The following is a 12,481-nucleotide window of genomic DNA, read 5'->3' as shown; positions in this document are numbered from 1 at the left end:
GTCATTAACTGTCGCCGTCGCGATCACGGTTCTTCAGGGCTGTAGCCAGACGCTTGCGCTGACGCTCCTGAGAAATCGTCAGTTTTTGCTTCTTGGCTTCAAACGGGTTTTCGCTGCTCTGGAACTGAATTCGAATCGGCGTACCCATCATTTCCAGCGACTTGCGGTAGTAGTTCATCAAGTAACGCTTGTATGAGCCTGGTAGTTCATTCACCTGGTTACCGTGAATAACAATAATCGGTGGGTTGTACCCCCCAGCGTGGGCATATTTCAGCTTCACACGGCGACCACGGATCATTGGCGGTTGGTGATCGTCCTGCGCCATTTGCATAATACGGGTCAACAATGAGGTGCTGATACGCTTAGTCGCTGACTGGTAGGCTTCCTGAACAGACTCGTAAAGGTGACCAACACCGGTACCATGCAGTGCCGAGATAAAGTGAATACGGGCAAAGTCGACAAAGCCCAAGCGGCGGTCCAGTTCAGACTTCACACGCTCTTTGACTTCGTTATCCAAACCATCCCACTTATTCACGGCAATAACCAGTGAACGGCCGGCGTTCAAGGCAAAACCAAGCAGGCTCAGATCCTGATCGGAAATGTTTTCGCGCGCATCGATAACCAATAGCACAACGTTAGCATCTTCCACGGCTTTCAATGTCTGGATCACCGAGAACTTTTCTACCGCTTGATTCATGTTCTTACGACGACGGATCCCCGCCGTATCAATTAGAACATACTCTTGCCCTTCGCGTTCCATCGGAATATAAATCGAATCACGGGTTGTACCAGGCATATCGTACACAACAACACGCTCTTCACCCAAAATACGGTTCGTCAGAGTCGACTTACCCACATTCGGACGGCCAATAATCGCCATCTTGATTGGCTGCTCTTGCAAGCGTTTGTACGCCGCTTCCGCATCGGCCTCAGAAAGGTTGGCTTTCTCGATATCTTCAACCGACGTCAGATCTTCAATGAACACCTCATCGCTGTCTTCATCTTCCGTCGCATTCAGGCTGTCGGCAAACGGTGCCAGAGCACGCTCCATCAGTGCCGTCACACCACGGTTTTGCGCCGCAGCGATCTGGTACATGCCGTTCATGCCCAGCTTCCAGAATTCAGCACAAGCGCTGTCTCCATCAACCCCGTCAATCTTGTTTACCACCAAGAAAGTCGGCTTTTCGCGGCTACGCAGGTGCTTGGCAATCGCTTCATCTGACGAAGTCAGGCCTGCACGGCCATCCACGAGGAAAAGGACAACATCGGCCTCTTCGATCGCCATCAGTGACTGCTCGGCCATTTTGGTTTCGACGCCTTCTTCAGTTCCGTCGATACCGCCGGTATCAATCACAATAAATTCGTGCTCTTCGAGCTCAGCCTTACCGTATTTACGATCCCTTGTTAGGCCAGGAAAGTCAGCTACCAGCGCATCCCTTGTACGGGTAAGACGGTTAAATAACGTCGATTTACCCACGTTTGGGCGCCCGACAAGGGCAACAACAGGAATCATAAGTACCTCTTACTTTTCATAGTCATAATGACATATTTCCATTCATTCTTGCCTCCAGCCAGACCAGCGGTCTGCACCTTCATCCGACAATAATATCGCGAACGGATATAACAACAACGGCTCCTGACTGTGTCCACAGCAGGAGCCGAGAATAATAATGGTGCGTATTATAACGGCAAATTACGGCATTTGCATTTTGTTAATACGACCATCTCGGGTGATCACCAAATAACCATCGCTCATCCGAACTGGCGGCACAGCAATACCGCTACCGTCTGTTTCCTGCTGAGCAACAAAATCACCGCTGTAAGGATCGAGCCAGTGCAAATAGCCTTCGCTATCCCCGACAACCAGGTAACCATCGATTACCGCAGGGGCGCTGAGCAAACGGTACTCAAGCTGATTATTCGACCACAACTCCGTGCCACTGCGGGTATCGACCGCAACAACATGGTCTTTGTCTGTGATCAAATATAGCTGACTACCGTCGATAGCAAAGTCAGTGGCCGAGGAATAGTTACGTTTCCATGCCGGTTGACCGCTACGCAGATCAATCGATACCAAACTACCATTGAAACCAAGGGCTAGCAGGCGCTCTCCATCGATAACAGGAGAAGCATCGACATCAACCAGTCGGTCAATCTCGGTACCGCCTTTTGGCGAACCAATCGGCTGTTGCCACAGCATCTGACCATTGCCTATTAAGGCTCCCGCTAAACGACCATTGGCCTGTCCCCAGAATACACCACCAGAAATAGACACTGGCGAACTGTCGCCGCGCAGAGTCAAGGTGGGTACTTCACTACCCAGCTGCCAGCGGCTTTCACCACTGTCGGCATCCAGCGCCTGCAAGATACCACGGCTAGTATTAACGATCACCAAGCCTTCATCGACCAATGGCTTTGATAACACTTCGCCTTCTACCGTCTGACGCCAAGCGATCTCGCCAGTTGCTTCATCAAGCGCAATGACCTCGGCATTTTCCGAGCCAATGAACACCCTGCCGTAAGACAAGGTCATACCACCAGCCAATCTTGCGGAGATATTCCCTTCAAGATCCTGCTGCCAGATTTCATTGCCCGTATCCGGATCCAGCGCTTTGACCAAACCATTACGGTCTGCAACAAACACCTTACCGTAGCCGACTACCGGGCTCAGCTTGGAAAAGAAATGGCCAACACCACCCCCTACCTTGCTGCTCCATCCCTGAACGGGAGTAAATGTGCTTTCAACCACTGGCAACGGTGCCATTTGGATTGTGTCTTCCTCGCTGGCACAACCCGCAAGTAGACCGACAGCCAATGCGACCGAAACGGCTTGCTTCAACACCTTTTGCATACGCTCTACCTTACTGTGCCAAGTCGTCTAGCTTGATCTGCAAGGCCGGAGATGCACCAAGCTGCTGTGCGCTAACATAAGCTTCACGCGCCGCTTCAACCTCACCTTTTTGCAACAGGACATCACCTCGTAGCTCTGCCACTTTGGCCTGCCAGCTTTCAGCCGTCACTTTATCCAACTCTGAAAGTGCCTTGTCGAAAGAATCCTGCTCGGCATAAATACGAGCCAGGCGGGTTTGTGCAATCGGTAGAATTGCCACATCCTTGGTATTGGCAATCGCCCAGCTAAGCTGCTCGGCGGCACCGTCCAAGTCACCGTTATCAACCTGCGCTTTCGCCAGTTGAAGGGCTGCCAAAACTGAATACTGGCTGCTTTCGTGGGCTGCGATAAATGCCTGTACATCTGCAACAGCTGACTCATTACCATTGTCTAGGCGATTAACCACCTGGGTATATGCATCGGATGCCTGCTCCTTGGCTGACTGAACTTCCGACTGGTAGTAACGCCAGCCAAACAGACCACCCAAACCAATCACAGTTCCGAGAACAACGGCTTTACCGTTTTCTTTCCACCAAGCCTTTATCTGTTCAACTTGTTGTTCTTCTGTGATATTGCCGTCCACTTCCTGTCCTCTCTTAAATCAATTCGGCCAGCTTCGCTGCCACTTCGTCTTGCGCCATCGTGGTTTGCTCACCGCCGCGAAGATCTTTAACTACCACGGTATTTTCGGCGATTTCGTTTTCGCCCAGTACCAATGCTACTGCTGCGCCGACATTGTCAGCACGCTTGAATTGCTTCTTGAAGTTACCACCACCGAAATGGCTCATTACACGCAGGCCAGTCACTTCTTCGCGAAGCTTCTCAGCCAGCTTCATGCCTGCCATCATGGTACCTTCACCTGCCGTTACCATGTACACGTCAACCGGACGACGTACATCGGTCAGCTCCAGGGTTTCCATCATCAATACCAGACGCTCTAGACCCATTGCAAAACCAACCGCCGGTGTCGCTTTACCGCCAAGTTGCTCAACCAGGCCATCGTAGCGACCACCGCCACATACAGTACCCTGTGCACCAAGACTCTCGGTGATCCACTCAAATACTGTACGGTTATAGTAATCCAAACCACGTACAAGACGTTCATTTACTTGGTATTCGATACCAGCTACGTCCAATAGTTCACACAAACCGGCAAAATGTTGTTTTGACTCGTCATCAAGGTAGTCAGACAACTTAGGGGCATCAACCAACACGTCCTGAATGGCCGCGTTCTTGGTATCAAGTACGCGCAGCGGGTTAGTGTGCATACGACGCTTGCAGTCTTCATCCAAAATATCGATATGCTGCTCAAGGAAAGCAATCAATGCCTGACGGTAGTCAGCACGAGCTTCAAGCGAACCGATAGAGTTCAGCTCTAGGCGAACGTGCTTATCGATACCCAGCTCACGCCACATACGCGCAGTCATCATAATGAGCTCTGCATCAACATCCGGGCCATTTAGACCAAAGACTTCCACACCGCACTGGTGGAACTGGCGGTAGCGACCTTTTTGAGGACGCTCGTGACGGAACATCGGGCCGGTGTACCACAGACGCTGTTCCTGGTTGTATAGCAGGCCATTCTGGATGCCGGCACGTACACAGCCAGCCGTACCTTCAGGACGCAAAGTCAGGCTATCGCCGTTGCGGTCCTCAAACGTATACATTTCCTTTTCAACAACATCCGTTACTTCACCGATTGCCCGACTAAACAAATGCGTCGATTCGACGATAGGCATACGGACTTCACTGTAACCGTATGCGCTTACAACTTGTTTAATGGTCGATTCCACTTTCTGCCAAAGTGGAGACTGGGTTGGAAGGCAGTCGTTCATGCCTCGAATTGCTTGAATTTGTTTCGCCACGTTTATTCTCGTTAACCGATGGGGAATGGAGTTGAATATATAGGTTATAACGCAAATAGTGAACCGCCCCAACACGAGTCGGGGCGATTCTTGCCAATTTCGTTATTTTTCTGTCACATCAATGCGGTTTGCTGCATCCAGCATCGATGCTTTTGCACGTATTTTAGCTTCTAGCTGCTCAATCACGTTGTCGTTGTCGAAACGCTCTTTCTGGCGCAGGCCGTCTTCATAAAACGCACTTTTGCGGTTGCCGCCAGCAATACCTAGGTGTGACACTTCTGCCTCACCCGGGCCGTTGACCACACAACCGATAACGGAGACATCCATAGGTATTGTGATATCTTCCAGTCGCTGCTCCAGCTCGTTCACAGTGCCAATTACATCGAACTCTTGGCGTGAACACGTTGGGCAGGCAATAAAATTAATGCCGCGAGAGCGGATACGCAGGGATTTGAGGATATCAAAGCCAACTTTGATCTCTTCAACCGGATCGGCAGCCAAAGAAACACGCAGGGTATCGCCGATCCCTTCAGCCAATAGCATGCCTAAGCCAACGGCGGATTTCACCGAACCTGCACGTGCACCACCGGCCTCGGTAATGCCCAAGTGAAGTGGCTGCCTGATCTGCTGGGCCAGTTTGCGGTACGAGTCTACCGCCAAGAAGACATCTGACGCCTTCACACTGACTTTGAATTGATCGAAGTTAAGACGATCCAGAATATCGACATGGCGCATCGCTGATTCCACCAAAGCATCTGGCGTCGGCTCACCGTATTTCTGCTGAATATCTTTTTCCAGTGAGCCACCGTTCACCCCGATACGAATTGGGATGTTGTTGTCACGGGCGCAGTCTACAACCGCACGGATACGGTCTTCACGGCCGATATTACCCGGGTTGATACGCAGACAGTCAACACCGTACTCGGCCACTTTCAATGCGATACGGTAGTCAAAGTGAATATCAGCCACTAGCGGGATATTCACCTGCTGCTTGATTTGCTTAAACGCCTCGGCCGCGTCCATGGTTGGCACCGAAACACGGACAATATCCGCGCCTACCTTTTCCAATGCTTGGATCTGCGCAACTGTCGCGGCCACATCGGTGGTGCGAGTGTTGGTCATTGACTGCACCGCAATCGGTGCGCCATCACCGATTGGCACATCACCGACATAGATACGGGTGGACTGACGGCGTTTAATTGGAGACTCGTTATGCATTACATCTACTCTTTACTGCGGCAGTTTCAATCGCGCCACTTTACCTGCAGGGTACCTGCTAAGATCAACAGGTTTACCTTTATAGTTAATGGTAACTACGCTCGGTGCACCTAGCACCACGCGGAAAGGCTCATTGCCGTCTAGCTTCAGGACATCGCCGGCTTTCTTGATACCGGTATCCAAGCGGCGGCCGTTGGCATCACGGATGTCAATCCAACAATCACCAGTAAAGCTCAGCTCAAGATCAGAACTGGCGACGACGGTTTCCTCTTCAGAGACCACATCGCTCAACTGCTCGGCAGCCAAACTGTCAGCGCTGTCTACATCGGTGTCTGCCAACTTTTGAGGCTCGGTAAAGCTGTCCTCGAAGCTGGCCTGAGGTTCAGGTTCGATCGTTGGTAGCTGTACAGGTTGCTCTGCATCGACTGTGCTCACTACACTGGCGCTATCGTCCAAACCCGGTTCGGTGACTGCCGTCAGCACCGCTGTACTACTGCCGTTGCCAGCATTGGCAATCGCCTCATCCAGCGCCTGCACCTCTGCAGGAGCGGCAGTGAGTTCTGCTTCAGGTGTCATCTGCAAGCTCTGCCACCACCAGATCCCGGTCAAGCCGACAAACAAGGCACCCAAGGCCCAGGTCAAGCGCATGATACGGCTATCGTGCGCTTCACGCTTGGTGCGACGTGAAAAGCTCTGCATTTCCTGCTCTTGGGGCTGGGCGTGGCCTTGCTGGTCAAGTTTGGCCAGTACATCAGCCTCGTTAAGACCGACAAATTTGGCATAGGAACGCACATAACCACGGGTAAATGTGGCCAGTTGCGCTTGTTCAAAATGATTATCTTCGATATCGCTGACAACCGAGAGGCGGAGCCTCAATCGGCTTGCAACGTCCTTCTGTGAATAGCCTAGCTTCTCTCGAGCCTGACGCAGCATATCCCCTGGAAGAATGATATCTTCTGTTGATCGTTCTTCGTTCTGTTCAGTATTCATTGGCTAGATATTTTTGATATTGCTGAGAGTTAGGGTACTGGGCTTTGAGAATACCAGCATATTTATCCGCTTGGCTATCAGAGCCAGCCAGTTGCTCTAGCTGGATCAACAACCACAGGCTGTCGGCCTTATACCCGTATCTCTTGTTAAATTTAAACAGCCTAACGCGGGCTTCTTTGAAGTTCTGCGCCTCAATATCCAACTTCGACAGATTCAGCATCGACCTCGCTCGGTAAGGGTCGTAAGACAGCGCCTTTTCAAAATAGCCCCGTGCTTGTGGTTGGTTACCCTGTTCCATGCGACACAATGCTGCATTTTCATAACTGGCCGAAGTCAGGTAATAGTATGGTTGCTTGATGGCACGCTCAAATTCATCGATCGCATCATCATAGCGTCCCTGACTACACAAGAATACACCATAGTTGTTTCTCACATCGCCATTTTTTGGCGAATCTTTCAACGCCTGGCGATACATGGCTTCAGCAGACTCCGGTTCGTCCACCCGCTGGTAGTAATAAGCCATCGCATTTTGCGCCCGGTAATAACGCGGGGCATAGCGTAGGGCGAGCTCAAAATTATCACGCGCCCGCTGCCATTGTCCTTGTTCTAGATACCCCAGTCCAAGAGTGACTCTGGCTTCTGAAGCCTCGATCTTATTCATGCCCTGGGGGATATTGCCAGCGTCATCGACGGTAACACAACCGGTCATAAAACTACACAATAATAGGTACATCGTCCATCGCACCATTCCATTCCCACCTTAATGTCCGTATTAATGCGCAGCCAAAGTAGATGTCTTATCCACCCAGACTAGGTAATTGTCTATTAGACTGATTTTACCGGGATTTGTTCAGCTTTTTGAGCCTTAGCTTGTGTGCGTTTCGTGCGGTCAATCACATCACCTACCAATTGTCCGCATGCCGCATCGATATCATCACCACGGGTCTTACGAACGGTTACCGTAAAGTCGTACTCCATCAACGTTTTCATGAAGCGGTCAATACGGGAGTTGCTCGGTTTCTTGTACGGCGAGCCCGGATATGGATTGAATGGGATCAGGTTCACCTTGGCTGGTGTATCTTTCAATAACACACCCAATTGACGTGCATGTTCCATATCATCATTCACATGATCAAGCAGTACGTATTCCACCGTCACACGACCACGGTTTGCATTCGATGAATCAATATAACGACGCACCGATGCCAGGAAGTCTTCAATATTCCAGCGATTATTGATTGGCATGATTTGCGAACGCAGCTCATCGGTTGGGGCGTGCAAAGAAATCGCCAGTGCGACATCGATAGTGCCCGTCATCTGATCAAGGCCAGATACAACACCTGAGGTCGATACTGTCACGCGACGCTTAGAGAGGCCGAAACCGAGATCATCAAGCATGATTTCAAGTGCTGGGATCAGGTTCTTCATGTTAAGCAGCGGTTCACCCATCCCCATCATGACAATGTTGGTGATAGGGCGACGACCCGTTTCTTTCTCGATACCGATCTCTTTGGCAGCCCGCCATACCTGACCAATAATTTCCGATACGCGCAGGTTACGGTTGAAGCCCTGCTGGGCCGTTGAGCAGAATTTACATTCCAGCGCACAGCCTACCTGAGAGGACACACACAGCGTGGCACGATCCTCATCAGGAATGTAAACCGTTTCCACGTCCTGATCACCGACCTTCATCGCCCACTTGATGGTGCCGTCGCTGGAGTGCTGGGCTTCCGCAACGTACGGAGCGCGGATTTCAGCTACTCGCTTGAGTTTTTCACGCAATTTCTTGTTGATGTTCGTCATCTGATCGAAATCATCACAACCGAAATGATAAATCCACTTCATTATCTGATCGGCGCGGAAGGCTTTTTCACCCAGTTCATCGGCAAAATACTTACGCAGCCCCTTGCGATCAAAATCCAGCAGATTTGTTTTAACAGTTGTCATCGGTTGTTGCCTCTTTAAATTACGTGACGTTATCTGTGCCTTGGGTATACCGGTGTACGGTATACGACAGGACCTTTAAGCCTAAACTGTGGTCATGCGCTATGAAATAGCCCACCTGTTGTCAGTTTGGTTTTATACCCGAGTAACTGCAAGGCGCCTATTTCAGCGAAGATTACCTGAGCCCCTGGGTATAAGGCGCGAAATTGTACAGGCTTTGGCTATGAGATTCCACTTGTTCACTCGGCCGGGCCCGGCAGACAAATAAAAACGGGAAGCCAAGGCTTCCCGTTTCTTTACTCAAGACGGCGGCTTAATCGCGAGAGCACATCTCGTCATCAGCAAAGAAGTAAGCAATTTCACGAGCAGCAGACTCTGGGCTGTCTGCACCATGTACCGAGTTATGACGCAGGCTGAGCGCATAGTCGGCACGCAGGGTACCACATGCCGCTTCTTCCGGGTTGGTCTTGCCCATCAGCTCACGGTAGCGCACCACGGCATTGTCGCCTTCCAGCACCTGAACCATCACCGGTCCCGATGTCATAAAGGCCACCAAATCATCAAAAAACGGCTTGCCTTCATGCTCGGCATAAAAACCTTTCGCCTTGTCGGCATCCATACGGATCATTTTCGCAGCGACCACGCGTAGCCCGGCCTTCTCGATTCGGTTGTAAATAGCACCAATAAGATTACGCTTAACGGCATCTGGTTTTACGATTGAGAATGTTCTTTCAATTGTCATTATTATATTTCCCCTCAGGCTAAAATCTACGGCTAAAGCAGCATAGCTGCAATGTTGGCAACCCCGACTCCCGTCGCACCAGCCGCCCAGCGGGCGTCTGCGCTGTCTCGGAAGCAAGCCGCCAAGTCAAAATGAACCCAACCGCAATTGTCAGTATCAACAAAACGCGACAGAAAGGCTGCGGCATTCGATGCGCCACCCATACCACCACCTTTCTGTGAACGGCTATTGGCGGTATCCGCATAATATGACGGGCAGTGGGTCTGATGCCAGCCTTCCAGCGGCAGTGGCCATGCCGGCTCATTGACCAAGTCAGAAAGTTGCTGAGCTTTGAACACCAGCGCCTTGTTCAAGCCAAACAACGCATTGTAATCCGTACCGACCGCCATCATAGCGGCACCAGTCAGGGTCGCCGCATCAATAATCAACGGCGCCTTGGTTTCACTCGCGGCAATCAAGCCATCAGCCAAAACCAAGCGGCCTTCGGCATCAGTATTCACAATTTCTACTGTCTGACCATTCTTGTACGTTAACACATCCCCCAGCTTATAGGCGTTTCCTGCAATCATGTTTTCGGCACAGCACAGGATCAACTTCACACGTTGACGCAAACCTTGCTCGATCGCATAGCCCAACGCCGCAGTTACCGTGGCAGCACCGCCCATGTCGCATTTCATGGTCACCATACCAGCACTCGACTTGATGCTGTAGCCACCCGAATCAAAGGTGATCCCCTTACCGACTAAGCAGGCTGATACCGGCGCATCGGCATCCCCTGTCGGGTTAAAATCCACGGTGAGCATCACCGGCGGACGGCTGCTGGCCCGACCCACACTGTGGGTACCAATCCAGCCTTGCTCGGCCAGAGCATCACCCACCACAACCTCATGGGACAGGGCTTCACCGGCAATCGACGACAAGAAGGATATGGCTTCATCCGCCAGCTTCTCCGGATACATGTCTTCCGGCGTCGCATTGACCACCTTGCGCACCCAATCAGCACTGCGGCGGCGGGCGTTGAGCAGCTCTAGCTCGTCTTCATCGATGGAGGCCCAGCGCAGTTTTACTTCTGTTTTGGGGGTCGCAAAACCACAGTAGAATGCCCATTGGCGCTCGTAGCTCCAGCCTTCACCGTCTAAGCAGGCCTGGGTGATCCCTTGCGACTGCAACTGACGAGCCGCCTGCTGAATACGGCGCAGCGGGTAATCACCAGAAAAATGAATAACGGCACCATCGGTTTCATACGCCACCAGTGCCTTGTCTCCCCATACTCCCGAGTGCGAGGCTGAGGAAAGTGAAATTTTCAACATACTTTCTTCCTGAAAAAGACTGCCGCCCTTAGGCGGCAGCTGTATACCGAACGGATAAAATCAGCTTGGTATTGTTATAATTTTAGTCTTGTTCGTGGTCGCACAGAATATTTGCTAAGGTACGCACCCCCATCCCCGTAGCCCCTGCAGCCCACTTGTCATTGGCTGATTTACGGTAGGTACCGCTGGCATCAATGTGCATCCAGCCATTTTGGTAATCGTCAACGAAATAAGACAGGAAAGCCGCTGCCGTGCTAGCACCCGGCATGAAATCACCCTGTGAGATATTGCTCAAGTCAGCAAAATTCGATGGCATCATGCCACGGTGTTGCTCGGCCAGCGGTAGCGGCCACAACCCTTCGTTTTCATCACTGGCAGCCATCAAGGCTTTCTGTGCCAAACCATGATCGAAGCTAAACAGCGCATGGTAGTCATTACCCAGTGCATTCTTCGCTGCACCTGTTAGGGTGGCACAATCAATGATCAGTTCTGGGTTCTGGCTGCTTGCGTAGATCAAACCGTCCGCCAAGACCAAACGACCTTCAGCATCCGTGTTAAGTACTTCAACGGTTTTACCATTCTTGTAGGTAATGATGTCACCCAGCTTGAAGGCACGGCCCGAAACCATATTTTCCGCACAGCACAGGATCAGCTTGATACGCTTGTTGGTACCACGGGCAATAGCCAGTGCCAACGCACCTGTAGCCAGTGCCGAGCCACCCATATCGGCTTTCATTGCTGTCATACCCGCTGAAGGCTTCATGCTGTAGCCGCCGGAATCAAACGTGATCCCCTTACCAACGACACACGTGTGCACCGGTGCATCAGCATTGCCGGTCGGATTATAATCAAGGCGTAGCATCGCTGGTGAGCGCTCTGAACCACGGCCGACGGTATGGATACCGTTCCAGCCTTCATCCAGTAGGTCATTACCCTTAATGATCTTGTAAGTAACATGCTCTGGCGCCAATGACTTGATCAGCTCCCCTGCGCGGGATGCCAATTGCGAAGGGCGAACCACTTCTGCCGACTGGTTGATAATATCGCGAACCCAGTTGGTTGCCATTAAGCGTGCCTGCAGCTCAGCTTCATCAGTATCAGACAACCCGTTCCAGCTTACTTCATTACCTGGCTTGGCATTGCGGTGCCCCTGAACAAAAGCCCAGATACACTCCAGATCCCAGCCTTCTCCGACCAACTCGACGTTCTTGATACCTTGTGCATCCAGTTTGCGACCAGCGCGCTGAATGGCCGGCAACACATTTTCTTCTGTCAGGTGAACTACTGCGCTGTCAGCTTCGAAGGTTACCAGGGCATTTTTGCCCCACTTTTCGTCAGCGGCTTTCGCAGACAGTAGCACACTCATTTTGGCAGACATGAAATACTCCTTGGATTGTTGTTACTCCGCCATACTCAGCAGAGCAACGGGATATGATAGGACCGAGCCTAACGCCTGAATAGATTATCCTGCAGGCATTTAGATAACAAATAGATGACAATGACGTTACCCGCAATAACAGAT

11 protein-coding genes are annotated in these 12,481 nt (G+C 51.4%); all 11 read right to left on the bottom strand.

Features of this window, described 5'->3' with window-relative positions:
* Positions 1-4: 4 nt before the first annotated feature.
* Entirely contained in the window at positions 5-1,513 is a 1,509-nt protein-coding gene (der, locus tag C9I99_RS19690; RefSeq protein WP_107350543.1) for a ribosome biogenesis GTPase Der, read from the bottom strand.
* A 180-nt stretch (positions 1,514-1,693) separates the two neighbouring features.
* Entirely contained in the window at positions 1,694-2,851 is a 1,158-nt protein-coding gene (gene bamB, locus C9I99_RS19685; protein WP_107350542.1) for an outer membrane protein assembly factor BamB, read from the bottom strand.
* A 10-nt stretch (positions 2,852-2,861) separates the two neighbouring features.
* Entirely contained in the window at positions 2,862-3,473 is a 612-nt protein-coding gene (locus C9I99_RS19680; RefSeq protein WP_107350541.1) for a YfgM family protein, read from the bottom strand.
* A 13-nt stretch (positions 3,474-3,486) separates the two neighbouring features.
* A complete protein-coding gene (gene hisS, locus C9I99_RS19675) occupies positions 3,487-4,755 on the bottom strand; it encodes a histidine--tRNA ligase (RefSeq protein ID WP_107350540.1) in 1,269 nt (422 codons plus the stop codon).
* A 102-nt stretch (positions 4,756-4,857) separates the two neighbouring features.
* The gene (gene ispG / locus C9I99_RS19670) at positions 4,858-5,973 is read right to left on the bottom strand and encodes a flavodoxin-dependent (E)-4-hydroxy-3-methylbut-2-enyl-diphosphate synthase (protein ID WP_107350539.1); all 1,116 of its coding nucleotides are present in this window, start codon (positions 5,971-5,973) and stop codon (positions 4,858-4,860) included.
* Positions 5,974-5,985: 12 nt separating this feature from the next.
* Positions 5,986-6,963, bottom strand: a complete 978-nt coding sequence (gene rodZ / locus C9I99_RS19665) for a cytoskeleton protein RodZ (protein WP_107350538.1) — start codon at positions 6,961-6,963, stop codon at positions 5,986-5,988.
* A complete protein-coding gene (pilW, locus tag C9I99_RS19660; protein WP_107350537.1) occupies positions 6,953-7,711 on the bottom strand; it encodes a type IV pilus biogenesis/stability protein PilW in 759 nt (252 codons plus the stop codon). Before pilW ends, rodZ begins: the two co-directional genes overlap by 11 nt.
* 77 nt (positions 7,712-7,788) lie before the next feature.
* Positions 7,789-8,910 (bottom strand): dual-specificity RNA methyltransferase RlmN, encoded by a 1,122-nt coding sequence (gene rlmN, locus C9I99_RS19655; RefSeq protein WP_107350536.1) that lies wholly within the window; start codon positions 8,908-8,910, stop codon positions 7,789-7,791.
* A gap of 310 nt (positions 8,911-9,220) precedes the next feature.
* On the bottom strand, positions 9,221-9,649 hold the full coding sequence (ndk, locus tag C9I99_RS19650) for a nucleoside-diphosphate kinase (protein ID WP_107350535.1): 429 nt from the start codon (positions 9,647-9,649) through the stop codon (positions 9,221-9,223).
* Positions 9,650-9,681: 32 nt separating this feature from the next.
* Complete coding sequence (gene pepB, locus C9I99_RS19645; RefSeq protein WP_107350534.1) at positions 9,682-10,959, bottom strand: aminopeptidase PepB; 1,278 nt, start codon at positions 10,957-10,959, stop codon at positions 9,682-9,684.
* 82 nt (positions 10,960-11,041) lie between these two features.
* On the bottom strand, positions 11,042-12,337 hold the full coding sequence (gene pepB, locus C9I99_RS19640) for an aminopeptidase PepB (RefSeq protein ID WP_107350533.1): 1,296 nt from the start codon (positions 12,335-12,337) through the stop codon (positions 11,042-11,044).
* Between the last annotated feature and the right edge of the window lie 144 nt (positions 12,338-12,481).

Origin of the sequence: Photobacterium lutimaris, assembly GCF_003025555.1 — a bacterium.
Taxonomy (GTDB): Bacteria; Pseudomonadota; Gammaproteobacteria; order Enterobacterales; family Vibrionaceae; genus Photobacterium; species Photobacterium lutimaris.
This window is presented reverse-complemented; position numbering and strand designations above follow the sequence as displayed.